The following is a 22,293-nucleotide window of genomic DNA, read 5'->3' as shown; positions in this document are numbered from 1 at the left end:
AAAAGGCTTGCTCCGTAATGAAGCAAGCCTTTTTTATATATTATAATTCTAAGATTTAGCTTACGCGATTCAACTTCTTGATGATAGAGAAGATGAAGAGAGCTGAAACCAGACAGATACCTGCGAGAACACCCCAGATGGCAATGAGGTTGAAGTTCTGACCCCACATGATGCCAGGAATCATAACCAACTGGTTACCGATGGCTGTTGCACCGAACCAGAGACCCATCATCAAACCAGCATACTTTGGAGGAGCTACCTTCGATACAAATGAAATACCGATTGGAGAAAGCAGAAGCTCTGCGAATGTAAGAATGAGGTATGTCGAGATGAGGAGGTTAGCACTTACACGTGTACCCTCTGTAGCAGGATCGCCCTGTGTCAAAGGAAGCTCCAGCCCCATAGAACCTACAGCCATCCATACGAAACCGAGAGCTGCAACAAGCATACCCAAGCCAATCTTCTCTGGCGATGTAGGCTCCTTGCCAATCTTGTGGAGCCATGAGAACAAAGCAACGCTCACTGGTGTCAATGCCACTACATAGCATGGGTTGAACTGCTGGAAGATAGGAGCCTCAACATCTACGGCACCTTCAAGGTTGCTGTACTTGTAGAAGAGGAAAGCGATGGCAGCAACAATGACACCAAGAGAGATGCCCTTACCCTTGCCAGTCTTGCTCTGTGCCAGACCGAAGCAACCGTAAACCACGAAGATGCAGGCTACGAGGTTGGTAACATCGAACGCCATTGACTGCAGACCCTCTGAAGTCTTCTGTGTATAATCGCGGGCAAAGAGTGTCAATGTATTACCATTCTGGTGGAAAGCCATCCAGAAGAAGATAACCACAGCGAATACGAGACAGAGGCAGATGATGCGCTCCTTGGTCTCAGCTTTAGAAAGTTCGTTTGTCTCATTAGCAGAAGTCTTATCATCCTTACTCTTGGTCTCAGAAGCAAGAACATGCTTGTATGTAAAGCTGAAGGCATAGTAGATAGCGATACTGAAAATCAGTGAAGCACAAGCCACGGCGAATGCGAAGTGATATGAATCTTCCACCGACACGCTCAGGCTCTCCTGCGCCCACTTCATAATCTTGATGGCAGCAGTAGGAGCAAACATAGCACCGATGTTGATAGCCATATAGAAGAGTGAGAAACCGGAATCACGTTTGCTGGCATACTGTGGCTCGTCGTAGAGACGTCCAACCATCACCTGCAGATTACCTTTGAACAGACCGGTTCCCAAAGCGATGAGGATAAGTGAAATACCCATGGCAGCAACGGCAACGGTTTCCTTGCCAAGAGGAAGCGAGAGAACAAGATAACCTATGAACATGATGAAGATACCTGTGGTAACCATACGTCCAAAGCCAAACTTGTCGGCTGCGATACCACCGATGATAGGAAGGAAATAAACCATCATCAAGAATGTAGAGTAAATAGTACTTGCCAATCCGGTTTCAAAACCGAAGTTGGCTTGCAAATAAAGCAAGAACACAGCAAGCATGGTGTAATAGCCGAAACGCTCACCCGTGTTTGCCAAAGCTAAGGCCCACAGACCTTTTGGTTGATTCTCAAACATAATTTTTTGTTTTGTTGTTATTTTATTATTTAGTTATTCTTTTCTCGCAATTTTTGTGCAAAGATACATAAATTATTCCATATTTCAAACTTATTGCACCAAAAAGCGCACTTCACATAGCATTTTTCTACTAGGAACCGGCTAAAATTCTAAAAAACAGACAAATCAGATAAAAAATTTCCGTTTATATTACAACGTAATTGCATTTTTTTTCGTACCTTTGCACCCCGAAACCATGAGGAGGTTTCGGGATACACAAAAATACTTCAAAAAATTCTAAATAGAAAGGTAAAAGGATATTTATGAGACAACTTAAGATTAGTAAGAGTATAACCAACCGTTCCAGTGAAGCACTCGACAAGTACTTGGTGGAGATTGGTAGAGAGCCTATGGTCTCTATCGATGAAGAAATCGAACTTGCCCAGAAGATTCGCAAAGGCGGTCGTGAGGGAGAACGTGCCAAGGAGAAATTGGTAAAAGCAAACCTTCGTTTCGTTGTATCTGTTGCTAAGCAATATCAGCACCAAGGTCTTTCTCTTACCGACCTCATCGACGAGGGTAACATCGGTTTGGTAAAGGCTGCTGAAAAGTTTGACGAGACTCGCGGCTTTAAGTTTATCTCATACGCCGTATGGTGGATTCGTCAGAGCATCCTGCAGGCTATTGCCGAGCAGAGCCGTATCGTTCGTCTGCCTTTGAACCAGGTAGGTGCATTGAGTAAGATTAGTGCAGAAATCAGTAAGTTTGAGCAGGAGAACCAGCGCAAACCTTCTGTTGCTGAGCTCGCTCAAATTACAAAGATGGAAGAAAGCAAGATTGACCAGACTATCAAGGCAGATAATCACCACATGAGTATCGATGCTCCATTCGGTAGCGATGATGATGACAATGCGATGGTCGACGTGATGGCTTCGGGTGATGACAGCCGTACCGACAAGGGTGTAGACTTCGAGTCTATGGCGAGCGAGCTTGACCGCGTTCTCAATTCTGTATTGAAAGACCGTGAGCGCAAGATTCTGTGCTACTGCTATGGTATCGGTTGCCACGAGAAGGGTTTGGAGGAAATCGGTAGCGAGTTCAACCTTACCCGTGAGCGTGTTCGCCAGATTCGCGAAAAGAGTATCATCAAGCTCCGTGATAGCGGCAAGATCAAAATCTTGATGAAGTACTTGGGATAAGTTAAGTGAAGAGTGAAGAACGAAGAGTGAAGAATTCTTTTGCTTTTCTTCACTAGGGTTTGAAGACGAGAGAAAAATAGATAAAAACAAAGTTGCTAATAGCAACGAAAGTAAAAAAGGGCAATCAGTTGGTTCATCCCAACCTGATTGCCCTTTCTCTATTAACTATAAACTGTTAACTATTAACTATTAACAAAGTTTCCAAACTTATCAATAAAGCCACTGATACCTTCACGGGATGCCTCGAAGTAAGGATATTCATCACGCAAGCAAATTTCGTCGTAAAGGAAATCCGCCACTACCGTATCGTTACCATCCGGCATTACCAGTCCCATCTTGCCATTCTTCTCAGCTATTACCGGCATGATGCTCAAGTCATCATTATAAATGTAGCAGGTGCGCAAGAAATCATAAGTTGGCGAGAGTAAGATGTTGCCTTGATGATCTTTCATACCAAACTTTCCATCCTGCTCAAATACTTCATGATACTGAATGTATTTCGCCTTGATGCGCTGGTAATAGAAAACCATCTTGCGCTTATCGTTGACAAAATCCAGCATATACTGGAAGGTGTCACAATAGTTGGCTACCGAACGGACCAGAATCATCTTCAAGTCAAGACCATCCAATGCTTTTCTGTTCAGATCAATATACTTGGCTATCGCCTTCTCCTTCTCTGGTACAGAGAGGCTGGCTAGCCTTTCCTCAAATTTCAACATAGCTTGCTTGGTACCCGACATACCCTTGATATACCGGTGTATCTGTCTGCCCATCTCTGAACATACAAACTTGTCAATCTCCTGCTGCTCTATCGGGTCAGCATAGTCCTTAATCAATGATTCAGGTGTCGCATTCATGGTTATTTCCTTTCTTTTAAAAATTATACTTTCACTCTTCACTTATTTCACATTAGGCTTCTGCAATCCATATCCCTTTCTCTTATCTTCAAACAAGAGGAGGAAAGAGATGATAATAGCAATCACACCGAAGGCTGCAAAGATAGTCATCGTCTGGGTATAGTCGATAACACCATCAGCACCCGTGTTAGCCTGGTTCACCTTTCCAATCCATACCGGAATGAGAGCCAGTCCGATGTTCTGGATATAGAAGATAAGGGCGTATGCAGTTCCTAAGAGTTTCATTGGGATAATCTTTGGCACAGATGGCCACATGGCTGATGGTACCAGACCAAATGCGATGCCCAGGATGAGCATCAGCACGATGGCAAGCACCCATGAGTTGATTGGCAGGGCAAACATGACGTGCACAAAGGTCAGGAGGCAACTGCCGATAATCATCAGCGTAGCACCCTTGCCATACTTATCGTATATACTACCGAAGAGCGGTGTGAGGAAGATGGTACCGAATGGCAACATCGCAGGAATCAGACCTGCCAAATTAGCATCCACACCATACTTGAAAATCATCAGTTTGGTGGCAAACTTCAGGAATGGGAATACACCGGCATAGAACATCAGGCAAAGGAATGCCACATACCAGAAACCTGTTGTCTTGAACAAACCGCCCAAGTCTGAAAACTTGAAACCTTCTTCCGGTTCTGTAGCTACAGCTGCTGCAGAAGCATCCTCCTTCTTGTCCATCACGCAATAAACCAGATAAACCAGTACACCAGCACAAAGCAATACGGCACCTAAAGCAACAGAAGCAGAAACACCGCCCATTGCCTTGGCAAAAGGAAGAGAAGCACTCAGAGCTGCAGCAGTTCCCAAACGAGCCGTAGCTACCTGTACACCCATTGCCAGAGCCAACTCATGGCCCGTAAACCACTTCACGATAACCTTGCTCACTGTGATACCGCATATCTCGCATCCTACACCATAGATGGCAAAGCCAAGAGCAGCTATCACTACCTGCGTACTATAAGTACCGAAGAATGGTACAGCAACCATTCCGTCAAACTCATGACCTAAAGCATACCACTTCAACAAGGCTCCACCAAACATCAGGACGGTAGAGAGGATACCAGTGAAACGGATGCCAAACTTATCAAGGATAAGACCACCGAAGAAGAGGAGCAGGAGGAACACATTGAAGTATCCGTAAGCTCCAGAGAAGAAGCCGTACTCATCCGAATTCCATCCGAGTCCGAGACCATTCTCTGCTCCCTTGGCTGCTGTCAAGAGAGGCTCCAGTGGAGACATCACATCTGTAAAAAAGTAACCGAACATCATCGTGATACTCACGATGAGGAGGGCGGTCCAGCGAGCTGACTTCGAGTCGCTCAATTTCATCTGCATTTTTTCTGTTGTACTCATTTTCTTTAAAACATAAATGATAAACCCGTTATCATTATTAATTATCAATTATTAATTATCATCTATTTCCGTTTCACGTTCTTCGTTCTGGTGATATCAAAGAGATAAGAGAGTTTCAGAACAATCTGTCCGTAGTTACTCTTTCCGAAATAATCACGCTTAGAAGCACCGTAGATATTTCCCAGACCATAGTAGTATCGGGCTTCGGCAAGGAAATGACCCACCTTCGGAATACTGTATTCAGCACCCAGACCCAGGGCGATACCATAATCGAGTTTGTTCTTGACTGCCATCGTATCCTGAGCCACCACCGGACTTACACGGTTATTGTCGGTTGCCGGCATGTGCTCTACCGAGAAGTTGGTCTTCTGCGAATCACTCAGATAGAGACCAAACTGCGGACCGGCATTCACGAAGATATTCAGTCCTCTTGTCTCCCTACCCCATGCCAGATGCGCGAAGACAGGCACCTGAATATAGTTGATGGTACGCTTGTAAGCCATCGCCTCTTTGGTTTCGGTGATAATCACCGGATTATTCTCCATATCCAGTATATCCTCTTCCCATCCTGCCTGCGCATAGTTTACTTCGGCATAGATAGAACAGATGGTCTTGAAATATTTCTCACAGGTATATCTCATCGAGAAACCGCCCGTCAGTCCGCCGTGCTGCTTCTGCTGTACCTCGGGTATGAATCCTACGCTACTCATCATATAGCCCCCATTAAAACCGATGGCGAAATCATTACGATGCTCTCCTATCTGTGCCGAAACTGGAATTCCGAAGATGAGCATCAGAATCAGCAGCCCAATATTTCTATTCATTATCAACTATAAATTGTAAACTATAAATTGTAAACTATAAACTAGTACTTCACCGCCTCTATCTGATGATTAAAGGTATAGTGAATCAACTGGAAACTCTTGTTCTTGTATCCTCCTCTACTGGTCTTCTCGAAACGGAGTGGAGTCTGCACAGGCTGGTAAGTCATCTGCTGGCGCTCACCTGTAAAGTTCTTGCCATATCTCTTGACGCCCTGAATCAGATACATTCCGTGATCGAAACCGGTGATGGCGAATCTTGGCTGTGCCACCATCATAGGCTGATGGAACCATCGCTCATAACGGCTCTCAAGCGCCTTGGTCTGTGCTGAGTTCGGGTTATAATAGAAGGTGGAAGGGATATAAGTATCATACTTATAGAATCTTTCCAGATTATACTTGGCATACATCAGCCATTCGGTATAGCCGAAGAGAGAGATGGCTGCACCCGGATACTTCGCATCAAATTCGTCGAGCTTGTTCAACACCTGAGTCAACTGTGGCGAACGTCCCGTATTCAGGATGATCACATTCTGCTTGGAAGGCATGAAAGCCTTGGCAAACTGATCGATACTTGAATTCACATTGGTGATGCTATAATTGATTTTCCTGCGTTCCAGTTCCTTGCGCAGACCGAACGTAAAGTTGCCCTTTCTCGAAGTAGAATCATTGCAGTCTACAAAGATAGGATGCACATTGGTAAAACGGCTCAGGAATGCCTTGATGGTCGCATCATTCAGCGCATCATCGCTCTGATAAACCTGGAAAATCTCTTTGTTTCTTTCTACATCATCTCCGCTGATAGAGAACGGAATCACCATTTTGATGCCGTAGTTCTTGCAGAAGTTGGTCAGCGGAGCCACCTGCTTGGTATAAAGTGGACCAAAGATGATGTCGCATTGGTTAGCGCCCTCCTGCAAGAGTGTATTCCGGATATCAGCATCAATAGGAACGTTCCAGGCACGCACATCTATATCGGCGCCCTGCTGCTTCAGGGTTTCGCAAGCCAGCAGCAATCCGCGGTAATACTCCACCATTCGCTTGCCGTCGCCATCAACATTATGCAAAGGTAACATCACGCCTACCTTTACCGCATTTCTGGCAACAGCAGCCTTTGAGGTTGCCGGAGCTGTAGCAGTTTTCTGAACCGTTGCCCCATTCCCCGACTTCTGACCGTTCACCTGATTAGGATTCTTCTGGTCTTTGGTGTATGGAATAAAGAGCGTAGCTCCCTTCTGCAGCATGTATCCCTCACGCTTCATCTCCGGATTGGCATCCATCAGTTCAGGAAGGCTCAATCCATATTTGTTGGCGATACCAAAGATAGTATCTTTCTTCTTAACCGTGTAAATGTCGCGCCATTTTACAGTCTGCGCGCCAATGCTGACACTGAGCAGAAGCCCAACGAGCAGCAGGAAATATCTCATTTTTTGTCTCATATCACAAGATTTTTTTAACGATATCTTCAAATATTTCATGTTTTCATCTGCAAAAATACAAAAAATCTTGCATCTGACGCAATATCTCTCATCTTTTTATTATCTTTGCACAAATTATTTTAGAAATGAGACGAAAAATAGCATTACTTTGCATCATGTTGCCACTTTTGACGTGTCAATTACACGCTCAGGAAGTCAACGACGACGAGGAGGACAACACAGAAGAGACGACCAAGGTCAGTTCTCTTCTCATGCCGAATGCCTTCTCTCCAAATGGCGATGGCATCAACGACATCTACAAGCCCAAGGATGGTTACCGGAACATTGAGGAGTTCCACGCCTATATATATAATAGGTGGGGACAGAAACTCTATGAATGGACCGACCCTGCCACGGGATGGGATGGCACCTACCGCGGAAAACCGGTCAAGGAGGGTGTCTACTTCTGTCTCGTCAAGGCGAAGGGGGCAGATGGCGTTGTGTATAACATCAAACGTGATGTCAACCTGCTCAGAGGTTATACCGAAGAGCAGAACAGTAACTATTAGGCAAACAGCAATTAGCAGAATTGGAATATGAATTCAGAAGAAAAGATAAATGTATGGGGCGCACGGGTCCACAACCTCAAGAACATAGATGTGGAGATTCCGCGTGATTCCCTCACCGTGATTACCGGACTCTCGGGTTCGGGCAAGAGTTCACTGGCCTTCGACACCATCTTTGCCGAAGGTCAGCGCAGATATATCGAAACATTCTCTGCCTATGCCCGCAACTTCCTGGGTAATATGGAACGCCCGGATGTTGATAAGATTACGGGATTGAGTCCGGTCATCAGCATAGAACAGAAAACCACCAACAAGAATCCCCGCTCTACCGTGGGCACTACCACCGAGATTTACGACTATCTCCGTCTGCTCTATGCCCGCGCCGGTACTGCATACAGCTATCAGAGTGGCGAGGAGATGATGAAATATACCGAGGAACAGGTCATCGACATGATTCTCAGCGATTATAAGGGCAAGGCTATCTTCCTGCTCGCTCCCCTCGTACGCCAGCGCAAGGGTCATTACCGCGAACTCTTCGAAAGCATGCGCAGAAAGGGGTATCTCTACGTGCGACTCGACGGCAACATCCTCGAAATCGTTCCCAACATGAAAACCGACCGCTACAAGAACCACAATATAGAAGCTGTGGTCGATAAACTGGTGGTGAAGGAAGAAGATGAGGAACGCATCCGCAAGAGTGTGGCAACGGCTATGAAACAGGGCGACGGCATGGTAATGGTTCTTGAGAAAGGTGCCAAGGAGGCCAAGACATACTCCAAGCGTCTCATGGACCCTGTAACGGGTATTGCCTACCAGGATCCAGCTCCTAACATGTTCTCCTTCAACTCTCCCGAAGGTGCCTGTCCGCATTGCAAGGGTCTGGGAAAGGTGAACCAGATTGATATCAAGAAGGTAATTCCCGATGATAAACTCAGCATCCATGAAGGCGGCATCGCTCCGCTCGGCAAATACAAGAACCAGATGATTTTCTGGCAGATAGAATCATTGCTCAGCAAGTATGACCTCAACCTGAAGACACCTATCTGTGAGATTCCGGGCGATGCCATGCAGGAAATTCTCTATGGTTCGCTCGAAAACGTGAAGATTGAGAAGGAAAAGGTGCATACCTCTACCGACTATTTCTGCGCCTACGATGGCATCATCGACTACCTGCAGAAGGTGATGGAGGATGACGAGAGTGCGGCGGGCAAGAAATGGGCCGACCAGTTTATCTCTACCATCGAATGTCCTGAATGCCACGGTTTGCGACTCAAAAAGGAATCGCTCTCTTTCAAGATCTGGGATAAGAATATATCCGAAGTAGCCAGTCTTGACATCGATGAACTGCGCGATTGGCTCGAAGAAGTGGAACAGCATCTTCCTTCGATGAAAGCGAAGGTGGCTCACGAAATCATCAAGGAGTTGCGCTCACGCGTTACCTTCCTCCTCGATGTGGGACTCAATTATCTCTCGCTCAACCGCCAGTCGGCTTCTCTCTCGGGTGGCGAGAGCCAGCGCATCCGTCTGGCTACTCAGATTGGTAGCCAGCTGGTCAACGTGCTCTATATCCTCGATGAGCCGAGCATCGGTCTGCACCAGCGCGACAACGAACGTCTGCTCAACAGCCTGAAGGAACTTCGCGACCTGGGCAATACCGTTATTGTGGTGGAGCACGATGAAGATATGATGCGGGCTGCCGACTGGATTGTAGATATCGGTCCGAAGGCGGGACGCAAGGGAGGTGAAGTTGTCTTCCAAGGCACACCTCAGGAGATGCTCAAGACCGATACCATCACCGCCCAGTATCTCAACGGCAAGATGGCCATTGAGGTGCCTGCTCTCCGCAGAGAAGGCAACGGCAAGCATATTACCATTCACGGAGCTACGGGCAACAACCTCAAGGGGGTGGATGTTGATTTTCCACTCGGCAAACTCATTGTCGTAACGGGTGTCAGCGGCTCAGGCAAATCTACTCTCATCAACGAGACCCTCCAGCCTATCCTCTCTCAGCATTTCTACCGTTCGCTCAAGAAACCGATGCCATACGAGAGCATCGAGGGTATCGAGAATATCGACAAGGTAGTGAATGTAGACCAGAGTCCTATTGGCAGAACGCCTCGCAGCAATCCAGCTACCTACACAGGCGTGTTCAGCGATATCCGCTCGCTCTTCGTAGGACTTCCCGAGGCAAAGATCCGCGGTTACAAGCCGGGCAGATTCTCCTTCAATGTGAAAGGTGGAAGATGCGAGGAATGTAAGGGTAACGGATATAAGACCATCGAGATGAACTTCCTGCCGGATGTCTACGTACCTTGTGAGGTATGCCACGGCAAACGCTACAACCGCGAGACGCTGGAGGTAAGATACAAGGGAAAGAGCATCGCCGATGTTCTCGACATGACCATCAACCAGGCGGTAGATTTCTTCGAGAATGTTCCTCAGATACTGCAGAAGATCAAGGCATTACAGAATGTAGGTCTCGGATACATCAGGTTAGGACAGAGTTCCACTACCCTCTCTGGCGGTGAAAGTCAGCGCGTAAAACTGGCTACCGAACTCTCGAAGCGTGATACGGGCAAGACGCTCTATATACTCGATGAACCGACAACCGGTCTGCATTTCGAAGACATCCGCATCCTGATGGATGTACTCCAGAAACTGGTAGACCGTGGCAATACGGTCATCATCATCGAGCACAATCTCGATGTCATCAAACTCGCCGACTGGCTCATCGACATGGGTCCGGAAGGTGGACGAGGCGGCGGTCAACTCCTCTTTGCCGGTACACCAGAAGAAATGGTGAAGCAGCAAAAGGGATATACCTACAAGTTCCTCGCCCCTTTACTGAAGAAATCAGGGAAACCTGAATAAATCAGGATAGGAACGAAGACTGTGGCAGAAGAAAAAATCCCCCAACCTACTTTCTTAAGCGGGTTGGGGTATTTTTATTTCAATATAAAATATGATGACTGCTACCCTTTCATCTTTACAAATATCAAAGGCCCAATCCTTGTAAAGGAGGAAGACATGGATACTTATATCAGAAACCACGAAAATGACTTCATCGGTCAAGCCGAGGAATCCTTGCCAATCAAATCTTGCAGAAGATTGTTTGAATTATTCGACATAGATACCGACCGGCTTGAATTATAACATACCGCCAAAGTACATGATATATGAATGTACTTTGGCGGTACGCTATTTAAAGAATTTATTTACTATCAGAGTTATTCTTCCTCTTCAGAATCACAGCCACTATCGGCGAAGCCATCATCGAAACCGGTATCATATTCTTCTTTATACCCAAGCTCATACTCCCTCCTTTTCTTCCCCTTATACCGACATGCATCATCGTAAGAATCGCCTCGTATATTTTCGATACCATCATTATACCCATCCTCCTGCCCCTGATCAAGAGCAGCCTCAATGATTAATATTTAATTAATGATAAAGAAATAAAAAAGAATATTGATATGATATACAATATATCGTATTTTCAGAAACTTTTCTAGTTTTTTTTGTTATTTCTCAAAATAATATTGTACCTTTGCTCTCAAAATAAATATAATTATGAATATAGCATATAACATTAAGATTATGTGGGATTGCTTGATACCTCAAGTTAGAGACTTCAAAAAACAAATCCCTCACTTATGAAAATAAAGAAAAGCTTAAGATTCGTATTTACTTTTTATAAAGAAAGAAAGTGTTTGATGCACTTAATTACAAATCTTAAATAAGCATTTTTCTGACATAACAAATCAATCTAAACTTTTGTTGTTCAGAAACTAACATGTTGAATAAGTAAGCTTATAGAATTAAGAAACATAAAATGAATATATTCTCATTCTTCTCTGGAGCCGGCTTCCTTGATTTAGGCTTTGAAACTCAGGGACATTTTAATGTGGTATTCGTCAATGAATTCCACAAAGCCTTTAATGATGTATATAAGTATGCACGCAAAAACATGAATTTGCCAATGCCTATTTACGGACATCATGTAGAAGATATTACTTTATATCTCGACGCAGAGCATCAGGAACGACTTGCGGCACTGAAAGCAATGGTTGAAGAATCAAAAGCTCATCAATTAACAGGATTCATAGGAGGACCTCCATGTCCAGATTTCTCTGTTGCCGGTAAAAATCGAGGTAGAAATGGTGACAATGGTCGTCTTTCCGGTACGTATGCTAGTTTGATATGTGAAGCTATGCCTGATTTCTTCTTGTTCGAGAATGTGAAAGGGCTTTATCGCACAGCAAGACACCGTGAATTTTTTGAAGAACTCAAACAGCAGTTTAGAGATCACGGATATTATTTGACAGAAAGACTGATTAATTCTTTGGAATATGGAGCTCCGCAAGATAGAGACCGAATTATCTTGATAGGTTTTCATCAGAGTGCAGTTAATAGGCTGCACTTGTCGGTTCAAGACAACATGCTTATGGATTTTCCTTGGGATAATCATAAGTTGTACAATCTGGAGGATATTAAAAAACTTCCATGGCCAGGCGTTGAACCATATCATGAAGGTATAATGACAAATATGCCTGAAGGAATTATTGAGCAGTTGACAGTGCAGTATTGGTGGAACCGAAACGATGTTATGCACCACCCTAATGCTGATATGTATTTCCAGCCGAGAGCTGGTATATATCGTTTCCAGACCAAAGATGAGGGGGATGTTGCTCGTAAATGTTATAAAAGGCTTCATAGATGGAGATATTCACCAACAGCAGCTTATGGCAATAATGAGGTTCATGTGCATCCTTATCTTCCAAGAAGAATATCTGCTGCAGAGGCATTGGCTATTCAGTCACTCCCACCGGAGTTTGTCTTGCCGCCAACCATTTCGCTGACAGATGCCTTCAAGACAATAGGCAATGGGGTTCCCTATGTTGCAGCACATGCTATAGCAAATACAATTTATGATTACATTCATCAACATAATCCAGAATTATGAAACTGACAATAGAACATGTTATAGATTTAGTTGACCAGCTACCAAAAAATAATCTATATGATTATGTTAGTGGCGGTAAAAACAAGGCCAAACTTATAGGAGTAAACAGAGATGATCAAAAATTAGAAATAGTTAGAGTCAACTCTGATAATTCAGAATCGGGTGCCAATATGTCAAAAGATGTCTTGGAGAAACTGTGCTCCAAGGTTAATTCTAACCAACCTTTCAAATTTGATAGTGTTCTTGACGGAAGCGGCAATACACGTTCTACATTTGAGGCTATATTTGCACATACAACAGAGTTCTATGCATGTAAAGTTGATAATGTCAAGCACTTGATTTGGGTTCCACAGATTAAGCATGAAATAGGTAAAATCTGTTATTATGATACGATTAAGGATAAAATTCAAGAATTGGGATTAGATTTCTCAACAAGTATAAATATGGCTTATCGAAATTATATAACAGCTATCAAGAGTAAACCATTCCTGCTTCTTGCCGGTATCTCAGGTACTGGCAAGAGTCGCATTGTGCGTGAATTAGCACGTGCTTGCTGGGATGTTGATTCCAATGAGTATGAGGCGCAAAAGCCAAGAAACTTTGAAATGATTCAGGTAAAACCAAATTGGCATGATTCAAGTGAATTGATAGGCTATGTTAGTCGTATTGGCGCAGATCAGGATGGTAATGGTATTTCATTTGTTGTTGGTGATTTTTTGAAGTTTATAGCGAAAGCTTGGGGAGAACCTGATGTTCCTTATTTCCTATGCTTGGACGAAATGAATCTTGCCCCAGTAGAGCAGTATTTTGCAGAATATCTGAGTGTAATAGAGTCAAGAAAAGTTGATATGGAAGGGAACGTTGTAACTGATCCTATACTAAAGCAGAATGCTCAATCTTGGTATTGGAACCTTTGCACAGAACTTACTGATGATGAAAAATTGAGAGCACAATTCCGTGACAAGGGTATATCTATTCCTCAGAACTTGATTGTAGTAGGAACAGTGAATATGGATGAAACGACCTTCTCTTTCAGCCGTAAGGTACTTGACCGTGCAATGACAATAGAAATGAATGATGTCGATCTTTATGGTGGCTTAACTCATCGTTACGAACAAATCGGTAAACTCTCTTCAGAACATCTTGTTGGAAATGCTGTAGAAGGAGTTGATGTTTACGAATCGAATAAAGATGTTTGTGATGTGGTAATCAACTATTTGCAAGATATTAATAAGAAACTCGAAGGAACACCTTTCAAGGTTGCCTATCGTACAAGAAATGAATTCTTACTCTATATTGTTAATAATCTCCCATACAATAAGGATGATTCTGGAGAAGAGTTATCTTTAGATTTTGTTATAGCTCGTGCATTGGATGGTAACTACTCAGCACCCCTATGGGCATGAGTAATCGTCTTACTGTTGTACTACAGCAAGAATTGCATTGAATTTAGAATTTCCGTTCTTCATAGCAGTTTCAGCAATGGAGTGCAACTTGGCAAAATCATCGGCACCGCTGTCTGTTCGGAAGCAACCGCTGACTTTCTGCTTTATCTTGATTTTCCTAACTCCCCGCTCACTGGCATTGTTCTCGTAAGGCACACTTGGATTGGAGAGAAAGGTAAATAGGTAGTCTTTGACTTTAAGGATACCCCTCTTGAATTTCTCAAACTCGTTATCTAAATGCGTGAGGCTTTCACCCAAGAGGTTCTTCATCTTTGTCTTCAGTACCTTTATCTTTCTAGAGGTAATGTTGTCCTCTCTTCTGAGATTTATAGAGTGTTCTATCAGATGGATGAATCTCCGTGACCAGTTCTGGTTTGGATCCAGTTCGTTCAGATACTCTGCATTCCTAAGAAGATGAGCCAGGCAGACCTGATGGTCCTTAACATTCATCTTGAAGTAGCTCTGATGTCTGTCAGTCACAAGTGTCGAATAGGGAAGTCCCTTTGGAAACCTGGAATCTATGGCCTTCTGACCTCGCGATTCTGACTGGAACACGTATGTAAGCAGGTCGTTCTGGAATATCCAGTTCCAATGCAGATGCTTTCCTACCGTAGCACCAGTTTCATCGGCTCCTACGACAGACGCTGTTTCCAGCCTCTTGCGTATTTCCTCATATGCACAGTCTGCCTTGCCGCTATTCTCTTTGAGTATGTTCTGCACTGTACCCTCACTTATATTCTGGCCGGACAGGTCGGATATAAGTTCTGCAATCCTTTTGAACGGAATACACTGCACTACATTAAGGTATGTCACCAGTGCACGGAGGTTGTCACCATACTTGATACGACAGTTGGGAGCTTCGCAGTTGTTTACGCAACCGCATTCACAGACCTTCTCGTAATACTGTTCCTCGCAGGTCTCTACGACCACCTTGATATCAACAATTTGTGTCTTACGGATCTTCTGGCATGGTATATCAATCAAGAGCCGACCACAGCATTTACAATAGACTGGTTCGTGCTTTACAATTACGTCTGGTTCTGCTATAGTCTGCAGTGTGTGACCCTTGTGGCCAGGCTGTCCACCGCTCGGCTTTCCGCTTGGCTTGCGAAGAGACTTTGTCCTGCGCAGCTCACGGGAAGCGATACTTTCTTGGGATGGAGGGATACTGCTGTTACTGCTGTTTTTCTCGGGCTTTCCTGGTGTACTTGATGTATCGTCATCAGCTCCCTCGAGTTCCTTGATGCGCTCTTTAGCAACGGCAAGTTCTGCCTTTGTGGAAGCAAGTTCTGTCTTTAGATTATGTATCTCCACGTCCTTCTGGTTAATGACACGGTTGAGGCGTCCGATCTCCTCAGTCTTCTCGGAGTCGGACTTCTCAAGTTTGCGCAGACGCTGGTTTATCTGGCGCAAAACAACATCTATGTCAGTACAGTCGCTTGCCATTTTTTTGGTGCAAAGATAAGCATTTTTCTCCACATGGCAAAATCACGATTTACATCCATTAACGCAGACTTTTGACTTACGGGGAATGCAAAAACGCATCTCCTGGCAGATAATCTGTTGAAAGGCGATAATAGACAAAGGAGACATGTTGGAGGCATCATCGGAAAAGAACTCGTTAAATGAACTGTTTTAAACAGCCTACGTCCTCATCGACTCAATCATTAAAAAGTTTGTAATGATGAAGAAAATAAGCAAAATCAAGTTTATGCTTTATTAACGAGAAGTTTTCTATAGGGGTGCTGAGTAGTTACATTGGATGAAATCACTAATATGAAGATTCTTTCCCGAATAGAAGGCGATGAAACAAAGGTTAGTGCTGAATTCCTTACAGAGCTAGAAAATACAATAAAAAGGAGTTTAGAGGCTATAAGTCATGAAAGTTTCGCTAAAGAGCAGACGGAAAATACGCACAAGTCTATTTCGTTGGCAAAATTGAGTGAAATGAAGAAACGTCTTTCATCGGGTTATACAAGTTTTTGGAGCTAATATATGGAACTTCTGACGATTAAACATCAAGATTTCACAATGAGCATCGAATGTAGTAAGTTCGATGCCATTTGGCAGAAGGCTGCGAGTAATGTAGGTGTTGAGAATCTTACATCTTCTTACTCGTGGTCTGAAGGTGTGTTGTCTGTAGTCAGAATGGATGAAGAAGGCCATAAAAACGCCCTTTCTCTTGGGGATGATGCGCCTGCAGTATTCTTTGATAATGCAGAATACCCAATATGGGTTGAGTTCGAAGATTATGTAACAGGCGCAGATTTTGGCAGCACTCTTCAGAGCGACAATGAGAATTTTAGCTTCAGAAGAGGGATACTTGCAGGTTTCCTAAATTATAAAAACGATATTGGCAAAAGTGAAATTCTTATCAACTATACAGTTGGAAAAGAGATTCGCCATTTCTCTTTTGGCTTTGAAGTGTTGAGTTCAAAACTGAACTATCATGAGCACTGGAGACAGATAGTAGAAGATATAGAAAAAGAATACCGCATGTTGTCTCTTGATTATCTGAGACGAACTTTTCATGGTTTCACTCCAGATGAAGAAGGGGAAACGCCAGAACTTATATGGTGGAATATATTTGCAGGCGAACAGAAGAAGTTTATCAATGCAGTCAAGAGTATTATCGAGCGCCCCCGTCATAGGCTGCATAGTATTGAAACCTATGTCCGGGCAGATAAGCTAATTCACATACCAACCTCTGTTGAAAATGAATTGGCAGAACATCGCAAAGAACAAGCTCACCTTTATCGTGTAGAACGACAAATACAGAGTAATGATACGCAAGAGAACCGCTTCTTGAAGTATGCTCTTCAGCAGATAACTGCAAGATATGAGTCATTGAAAAAACGGATTGAAGCTACTAAGGGGGTATCAGATGCTTTTAAAAGTGAAATGGATTCTGTTTTAGCTACGTTGAAATATCTTGGTAGAAATCCTTTTTTCCGCACCATAGGGCGATACAAGGGCTTGAATCAGGAAAGTATGGTGCTGCAGAAAGCAACCGGTTATAGTCAGGTATATCGAACCTGGAACCTTCTTCGTCGTGCATATTCTTTGTACGACGGCGTCTATCGTCTTCAAACCAAAGATATAGCAACACTTTATGAAATTTGGTGTTTTATAGAGGTTAGCCATATTGTAAAGGAACTTCTTGGTGACGATGTAGATATGGATCACCACAACCGAGGTGAAATGAACGGTTTATTCACCTGGAATCTTAAAAAGGGAGAACATTCGTGCATCTTGTTTAAGAAAGACGGGGTGGAGCTTGCAGAACTTGTCTATAATCCCAAGCATACTGATCAAGAAAATGACTCTATCAGCATGGAAAATCTTGTTGTTCCAACTGTTGCTCAAAAGCCGGATATTGTCTTGCAGCTTACAAAGAATGACCTTCAGAAAAATATGAAGATGACTTATCTCTTTGATGCAAAGTATCGTATTGACGGCAAAGTGAATGGTGTTGATACACCACCAGAGGATGCTATTAATCAGATGCACCGCTATAGGGATGCCATTTATTATAAGGACCATACGTCTGCAGAACTTAAAAAAGAAGTCATAGGTGGTTATATTTTGTTTCCTGGTGGTGGAGAAAAGGTCGATGTCGAAGTCTCAAAATTTTACAAGACAATAGACGAGGTTAATATTGGTGCTTTTCCGCTTCGTCCAAAGGATGCTGAGAATAGAGATTTGTTGGTTAAATTCATTGAATCTTTGATAGGAAGAGCTTCTATAGAGATACTTGATGAGAGTATTCCTCAAAAGGGCTTGTACTATACCTCAGATGAGCCAAAGAATGCAGAATACATGATTTTGACCATTGATAAAGAAGTTAATGATGATTTGAATGCTGTTCTTGATGGTTATGCCAACACAATAGTTATGGGCAAGAAGGGTATAGAAGAAACGAAGGATATTCAAACAATCCGATACATTGCTCCTATCACTTTTGGCAGTCATATTAAGGGCTATTATAGGGTGTCTAAGGCAAATCTGATTCGGGTAGAAGACGAAGAGTATCCTATCCGTATTAAGTTTGATGTTGGCGACTGGGTATCGTTAGAGCATCCTGCTAAATTCGGTATGCCTAAGTGGGCTCTTCGGGGTGTTTGTAAGACTAAAGAAGAATTCTTTAGACATTGCAAAGAACAGGCTATTTATAAAGAGAACGAATAATATATATTAAATAAGTAACTGTTCAAAATTAATTTTACAAATATGAATAATTCACGAATAAGTTCGTACCCACAGAGGCCAAGGCCCTGTTCGTACAATAGAAAAGCGAGTCCGTAGTCTCGTAATCTATCGGTCTTATCCATTTGCCCTTAAGTATACGCCAAAGAATCTCGGCAGGATTAAGTTCTGGAGAATAAGGTGGAAGATAGACGAGGAACAATCCTCTATTCTCCCAAATTTTCCTCAGTTCTTTCACCTTCCGATTTCTATGAACAGAAGCATTGTCCAAGACAATTACAGTCTTCTTCGTGACATTGAAAGAGAATCTGTCAAGATAGTCCACAATCTTGTCTGCGTTGATGGACTCTTTTGTGGTAAAGCCTTTATATTGGTTCCTTTTGGTAATCATACCAAAGATATTAAGCCGGGCAGCTTTCTCGGATGGGATGTAAACATCCTCATTCTTGAATTGCCAGCCATATGGAACATATCCATTTGTACAGACATGGCTTTCGTCGGCATAATATAGCACAAGTTCCCCTTTGGAATCAAGTTCTTCAAGTTCTTGCAACTTCTCTTTCTTGTATGCGTAGAGCTGCGGTGAGGGTTTGCCCCTTGGGCGTTTTCTTATACGCTTATATCTTGCACCAATGTTTCTAAAAAACGTTTGAAGGTAATGTCACTGGCTTCTTTACCAGTCGCATTCTGCCATGCCTCACGTGCTTTAGACACGCTTTGACGGTCTTCCTCAATTGCCTTGCGGACTGCTTCTTCATCAGAACAATCCATAATAGGCTTTCGACCCTGACCAGGACGTGTCTCCAAGCCTTTGATGCCATTTTCTTCATAACGTTTTACCCATGCGTAGACAGTAGGTACAGTCACCTCAAGCATTTCTGCTATTTTGGGAGCTGATTTACCTTCTGACTTCAGCAATATGGATTTGCATCTGATACGAAAACTATGAGTAGGGCCATTATGATAGCCTTTCTCTAATTTGAGGCGATCAACCTCTGATAATTCAAGTACTTTTATTGGTTTCATAATTCTACTTTTTCTATAAAACGGAAAATGAACCATATTAGTACTGATATATATAAATAATTTAGATCACTTACTTATATAAATATTTTATTGTATGATGAACGATTTTCAAGTAAAAAGTAGTCGATTACATTTTGAAGATTTGGAACCATCTATGTTTGAAAAGATGATTTTAGAAATACTTGACTTTTCAGGTATGTATAAAGATATTCGTCACTATGGCAAAAAAGGCGCTGATCAGGGCGTTGATATTTATTGTAAAGAAAAAGATAGTGGCCTAACATGTTTTGTCCAATGTAAGCGCTATAATAATTTAAAGAAATCACAACTTTGTGCGATTGTTGATAAAATTATTGAAGGGAATAAAAATACTGATGGTCAAAGCTTATTGGTGGTAACATCCTGCGAGGTAAGAAAAGAAGCTTACGAGGATTTTGATACTTACGCTAAAGTTAAAGGTTTCTCAAAGGTAGAAATATGGGGTGAGTCAATTTTGACTTCCAAGTTACACCAAGAAAAGTATAAAACTATAAAGGAGAACTATTTTGGCTCAGATATAGGCAAAGAAGAGCTTGCTCGAAAAAGAATAGAAGCAGCAAAACTTGGTGAACAGTTAGTTAATCAAAGCCTATTGCGTAAATTCAGTAAGTTGACAAATGAGGATGGACGCCATTTGTTAGAGTACCCTTACGATAAATTTAGGGCTTCCGAGGTGATAATTCGTTCTATATACGATGAAGATTATCCAGATACAGATGATGAGGGAAAACATGATTCCTGGTTTAAATCTTTCCCTTTTAATATATATCATGATGGTATCCAGATGAAAATAGCTCCTTGGATGTCTGAAACAATTGTCATCTATCCATGTGGAGAATGGATGCTCAAAAGCGAATTTGATAAATGTAAATATGATGGCGAATATATGGAACTTAATGTTGATATCATAGGTAATATTCCTTACTCGTACATTGCAAATATCAAAGAAGATGGAGATGAATATTTTGATTGTCCAATTATATTTTGCGCTTTCAATGGGAAGTCGGGACCATTTATCAATATATGGTATGACTTTTATGACAGAGAAATGCATGCGCACATACGTTTTGAAAAGAGTAGAAAACGAGCATTGATTACCGAAAACGACTATTGGCGTTTGAAAAGAAAATATGGTTTAAAGTAGAGAAGATGTTTCTTCTCCTTGTATAAAATAAACAGAGGGAGTATAAGCTAACTTTTATTGTTACAGTTTATACTCTCCTCTATATTTCTTTGCCATCTTCGGTTTCTCCGTGGAGACGATTTGAGTTTATGGTATAACGATATAAGGTTCCGTTTGCTTCTTTCCGTCCTGATTGGGAACCAACGTTATAGCAACCATCTGACTTACGACGGTACGTGGGAAAATAACTTGTTCAACTTCATCTGTATGGTCATTTCGAAACTGACACGTGATTTGCCTCATCCTTTCAGTATGAATGGTGTAATTCGGAGAGACGATACTCTCTACGTGAAGCTGTTACAAACATGGTTATCCACTCTGATTTCATGGTAAATGGAGTTCTGAAGGTTGAGAAATTTGACGATAGTTTTGTGCTAACCAATACAGGACTTTTGAAATTACCAATCGAGCAAATTTATAAAGGTGGAGAGTCTAAAGCACGTAATCAGCGCATACAGAACATGTTCCGCATGATAGGCTTTGGCGAAAACCTGGGTTCCGGCTTTCCTCTCATACTAAGTGCTTGGAATGAAAAGCATTGGCTCAAGCCTGAATGATTGGAACAGCCAGATCTTTTACAAGTTAAATTAACTTTGCATATACAAAATGAGCCTGTAAATGAGCCTGTAAATGAGCCTGTAAATGAGCCTGTAAATGAGCGACAGCAAGCCATTCTTTCTACAATGAAACAAAATCCATCTATAACAAGAGAGAATTTGGCTAATAAGCTAGACGTTTCGATTGCAACATTAAAAAGAGAGCTTACTTCGTTAAGAAAGAAAGGCTACATTTCACGTAGAGGAAGTGATAAAAATGGGCAATGGATAATACTCAAGAATCAGTAAGATATAATAAATATCCCCCAAGCTACTTACTCTAGTGGATTGGGGGATTTTTTTTTATATAGATATCAGTAACAACATACTTGATATGGGATGGGCATCCAAAAGGACTGCTACCCTTTCATATAGGGAGAATTGGCATTTATTCTATCTAAAGCTAATTCTTTCATTACAAGACATTAAATCTCACAGGCTCCTCGCCTGTACGTAATTTGTAGTCTTCATAAAGCATCTTCTGCATCTTGTCAACCATGGCTTTCTTTGTGGCCTTGGCAGATTTCCAACGTCTAAGCGCCTCTTCTCTTGTTAATTTATTCATATCCAATCCTCCATTATTAAATTATGAGCATCCCAGATGTCCGCTCTTTCTAAATTTCATTCTACCAGATTAAGCTTTCAAGAACTACTATCGGGAAGAATACGACTGCAAAGATACGGATTATTTTTGAAACTAAAGCATCTTTATCCTAATAAAATGCAGATAAATTTTATTTTAGCAACACGGCTGCAAAGAAACAGTATCTGGTAGAGTGTAGTGAGAAAATCGTGAGGGATAACCCCAAATCGTGAGGGATAGCGTGAGGGATATTTCCGTTTTTGAAGTATCTATCACGCTATTCAAGTATCTGTATATTAACATATTAAAATGTATGATACATGCAAATCGTGATGGATGATAGATGATTACATAAAATTATTTCATATGAAGGCTGCGCTGGGTTACGAATGTGGCTGCGCTGGGTTACGA

The 22,293-nt window shown here is 42.4% G+C and carries 19 protein-coding genes and 1 pseudogene; 11 read left to right on the top strand and 9 right to left on the bottom strand.

Annotation, left to right across the window (positions count from 1 at the left end):
- Positions 1–55 precede the first annotated feature (55 nt).
- Positions 56–1,582, bottom strand: coding sequence for a peptide MFS transporter (locus KUA46_RS01980; RefSeq protein WP_218487260.1), 1,527 nt, complete (start codon positions 1,580–1,582; stop codon positions 56–58).
- Between the two features lie 302 nt (positions 1,583–1,884).
- Here KUA46_RS01980 and KUA46_RS01975 point away from each other — a divergent pair, with 302 nt between their 5' ends.
- Entirely contained in the window at positions 1,885–2,760 is an 876-nt protein-coding gene (locus KUA46_RS01975; RefSeq protein WP_006847025.1) for a sigma-70 family RNA polymerase sigma factor, read from the top strand.
- Between the two features lie 182 nt (positions 2,761–2,942).
- Here KUA46_RS01975 and KUA46_RS01970 read toward each other — a convergent pair whose 3' ends face one another.
- The 4 genes from KUA46_RS01970 to KUA46_RS01955 form a co-directional block, all read right to left on the bottom strand.
- A complete protein-coding gene (locus KUA46_RS01970; protein WP_118063181.1) occupies positions 2,943–3,617 on the bottom strand; it encodes a hypothetical protein in 675 nt (224 codons plus the stop codon).
- Between the two features lie 42 nt (positions 3,618–3,659).
- Entirely contained in the window at positions 3,660–5,036 is a 1,377-nt protein-coding gene (locus KUA46_RS01965; RefSeq protein ID WP_118190312.1) for an MFS transporter, read from the bottom strand.
- Between the two features lie 62 nt (positions 5,037–5,098).
- Positions 5,099–5,860: an outer membrane beta-barrel protein gene (locus tag KUA46_RS01960; RefSeq protein WP_153112817.1), complete on the bottom strand. Its 762-nt coding sequence runs from the start codon at positions 5,858–5,860 to the stop codon at positions 5,099–5,101.
- A gap of 41 nt (positions 5,861–5,901) precedes the next feature.
- Positions 5,902–7,296 (bottom strand): LysM peptidoglycan-binding domain-containing protein, encoded by a 1,395-nt coding sequence (locus KUA46_RS01955; RefSeq protein ID WP_254364774.1) that lies wholly within the window; start codon positions 7,294–7,296, stop codon positions 5,902–5,904.
- A 239-nt stretch (positions 7,297–7,535) separates the two neighbouring features.
- Between KUA46_RS01955 and KUA46_RS01950 the strand changes: the two are divergent.
- The 5 genes and pseudogenes from KUA46_RS01950 to KUA46_RS01930 all read left to right on the top strand — a co-directional run.
- Positions 7,536–7,844 (top strand): annotated as a pseudogene (locus tag KUA46_RS01950) (T9SS C-terminal target domain-containing protein); the annotation flags it as partial.
- A 27-nt stretch (positions 7,845–7,871) separates the two neighbouring features.
- Positions 7,872–10,712 carry an excinuclease ABC subunit UvrA gene (gene uvrA / locus KUA46_RS01945; protein ID WP_006847031.1) on the top strand — a complete coding sequence of 947 codons (2,841 nt, stop codon included), beginning with the start codon at positions 7,872–7,874 and terminating at the stop codon, positions 10,710–10,712.
- A 21-nt stretch (positions 10,713–10,733) separates the two neighbouring features.
- Entirely contained in the window at positions 10,734–10,994 is a 261-nt protein-coding gene (locus tag KUA46_RS01940) for a hypothetical protein (protein ID WP_153137241.1), read from the top strand.
- 679 nt (positions 10,995–11,673) lie between these two features.
- Entirely contained in the window at positions 11,674–12,804 is a 1,131-nt protein-coding gene (locus tag KUA46_RS01935; RefSeq protein WP_153137239.1) for a DNA (cytosine-5-)-methyltransferase, read from the top strand.
- Complete coding sequence (locus KUA46_RS01930) at positions 12,801–14,210, top strand: McrB family protein (RefSeq protein ID WP_218487258.1); 1,410 nt, start codon at positions 12,801–12,803, stop codon at positions 14,208–14,210. Before KUA46_RS01935 ends, KUA46_RS01930 begins: the two co-directional genes overlap by 4 nt.
- Positions 14,211–14,219: 9 nt before the next feature.
- On the opposite strand, the gene tnpC is transcribed toward KUA46_RS01930, so the two are convergent.
- The gene (tnpC, locus tag KUA46_RS01925) at positions 14,220–15,695 is read right to left on the bottom strand and encodes an IS66 family transposase (protein WP_434725783.1); all 1,476 of its coding nucleotides are present in this window, start codon (positions 15,693–15,695) and stop codon (positions 14,220–14,222) included.
- A gap of 330 nt (positions 15,696–16,025) precedes the next feature.
- Here tnpC and KUA46_RS01920 point away from each other — a divergent pair, with 330 nt between their 5' ends.
- Together KUA46_RS01920 and KUA46_RS01915 are read left to right on the top strand one after the other, a co-directional pair.
- Positions 16,026–16,241, top strand: coding sequence for a hypothetical protein (locus KUA46_RS01920; protein ID WP_218487972.1), 216 nt, complete (start codon positions 16,026–16,028; stop codon positions 16,239–16,241).
- 3 nt (positions 16,242–16,244) lie between these two features.
- Positions 16,245–18,437 carry a DUF2357 domain-containing protein gene (locus KUA46_RS01915; protein WP_153137235.1) on the top strand — a complete coding sequence of 731 codons (2,193 nt, stop codon included), beginning with the start codon at positions 16,245–16,247 and terminating at the stop codon, positions 18,435–18,437.
- 34 nt (positions 18,438–18,471) lie between these two features.
- Here KUA46_RS01915 and KUA46_RS01910 read toward each other — a convergent pair whose 3' ends face one another.
- Entirely contained in the window at positions 18,472–19,068 is a 597-nt protein-coding gene (locus tag KUA46_RS01910) for an IS630 family transposase (protein WP_232823346.1), read from the bottom strand.
- A complete protein-coding gene (locus KUA46_RS01905; RefSeq protein WP_106812837.1) occupies positions 19,065–19,481 on the bottom strand; it encodes a helix-turn-helix domain-containing protein in 417 nt (138 codons plus the stop codon). Before KUA46_RS01905 ends, KUA46_RS01910 begins: the two co-directional genes overlap by 4 nt.
- Before the next feature lie 94 nt (positions 19,482–19,575).
- Here KUA46_RS01905 and KUA46_RS01900 point away from each other — a divergent pair, with 94 nt between their 5' ends.
- The 3 genes from KUA46_RS01900 to KUA46_RS01890 all read left to right on the top strand — a co-directional run bounded on the left by KUA46_RS01900 (position 19,576) and on the right by KUA46_RS01890 (position 21,548).
- Positions 19,576–20,664 carry a restriction endonuclease gene (locus KUA46_RS01900; RefSeq protein WP_153137233.1) on the top strand — a complete coding sequence of 363 codons (1,089 nt, stop codon included), beginning with the start codon at positions 19,576–19,578 and terminating at the stop codon, positions 20,662–20,664.
- A 365-nt stretch (positions 20,665–21,029) separates the two neighbouring features.
- Positions 21,030–21,260 (top strand): ATP-binding protein, encoded by a 231-nt coding sequence (locus KUA46_RS01895; protein ID WP_254364814.1) that lies wholly within the window; start codon positions 21,030–21,032, stop codon positions 21,258–21,260.
- The gene (locus KUA46_RS01890; RefSeq protein WP_228114872.1) at positions 21,261–21,548 is read left to right on the top strand and encodes a winged helix-turn-helix transcriptional regulator; all 288 of its coding nucleotides are present in this window, start codon (positions 21,261–21,263) and stop codon (positions 21,546–21,548) included.
- Positions 21,549–21,714: 166 nt separating this feature from the next.
- Here KUA46_RS01890 and KUA46_RS01885 read toward each other — a convergent pair whose 3' ends face one another.
- On the bottom strand, positions 21,715–21,864 hold the full coding sequence (locus KUA46_RS01885; protein ID WP_006847038.1) for a hypothetical protein: 150 nt from the start codon (positions 21,862–21,864) through the stop codon (positions 21,715–21,717).
- Positions 21,865–22,293: the final 429 nt, after the last annotated feature.

The organism is Segatella copri (genome assembly GCF_019249765.2).
GTDB classification, from domain to species: Bacteria; Bacteroidota; Bacteroidia; order Bacteroidales; family Bacteroidaceae; genus Prevotella; species Prevotella copri_K.
The sequence above is the reverse complement of the archived record's forward strand: the minus strand, read 5'-3'. Positions and strand labels throughout refer to the sequence as shown.

Bases quoted from the DNA above. Each gene is read 5' to 3' on its own strand.
- KUA46_RS01885 (WP_006847038.1), bottom strand. From the start codon at position 21,864: ATGAATAAATTAACAAGAGAAGAGGCGCTTAGACGTTGGAAATCTGCC.
- KUA46_RS01920 (WP_218487972.1), top strand. From the start codon at position 16,026: ATGAAGATTCTTTCCCGAATAGAAGGCGATGAAACAAAGGTTAGTGCT.
- KUA46_RS01970 (WP_118063181.1), bottom strand. From the start codon at position 3,617: ATGAATGCGACACCTGAATCATTGATTAAGGACTATGCTGACCCGATA.
- KUA46_RS01955 (WP_254364774.1), bottom strand. From the start codon at position 7,296: ATGAGACAAAAAATGAGATATTTCCTGCTGCTCGTTGGGCTTCTGCTC.
- KUA46_RS01975 (WP_006847025.1), top strand. From the start codon at position 1,885: ATGAGACAACTTAAGATTAGTAAGAGTATAACCAACCGTTCCAGTGAA.
- KUA46_RS01905 (WP_106812837.1), bottom strand. From the start codon at position 19,481: ATGAAACCAATAAAAGTACTTGAATTATCAGAGGTTGATCGCCTCAAA.
- KUA46_RS01895 (WP_254364814.1), top strand. From the start codon at position 21,030: ATGGTAAATGGAGTTCTGAAGGTTGAGAAATTTGACGATAGTTTTGTG.
- KUA46_RS01935 (WP_153137239.1), top strand. From the start codon at position 11,674: ATGAATATATTCTCATTCTTCTCTGGAGCCGGCTTCCTTGATTTAGGC.
- KUA46_RS01960 (WP_153112817.1), bottom strand. From the start codon at position 5,860: ATGAATAGAAATATTGGGCTGCTGATTCTGATGCTCATCTTCGGAATT.
- KUA46_RS01965 (WP_118190312.1), bottom strand. From the start codon at position 5,036: ATGAGTACAACAGAAAAAATGCAGATGAAATTGAGCGACTCGAAGTCA.
- KUA46_RS01930 (WP_218487258.1), top strand. From the start codon at position 12,801: ATGAAACTGACAATAGAACATGTTATAGATTTAGTTGACCAGCTACCA.
- KUA46_RS01980 (WP_218487260.1), bottom strand. From the start codon at position 1,582: ATGTTTGAGAATCAACCAAAAGGTCTGTGGGCCTTAGCTTTGGCAAAC.
- KUA46_RS01915 (WP_153137235.1), top strand. From the start codon at position 16,245: ATGGAACTTCTGACGATTAAACATCAAGATTTCACAATGAGCATCGAA.
- uvrA (WP_006847031.1), top strand. From the start codon at position 7,872: ATGAATTCAGAAGAAAAGATAAATGTATGGGGCGCACGGGTCCACAAC.
- tnpC (WP_434725783.1), bottom strand. From the start codon at position 15,695: ATGGCAAGCGACTGTACTGACATAGATGTTGTTTTGCGCCAGATAAAC.
- KUA46_RS01900 (WP_153137233.1), top strand. From the start codon at position 19,576: ATGATGAACGATTTTCAAGTAAAAAGTAGTCGATTACATTTTGAAGAT.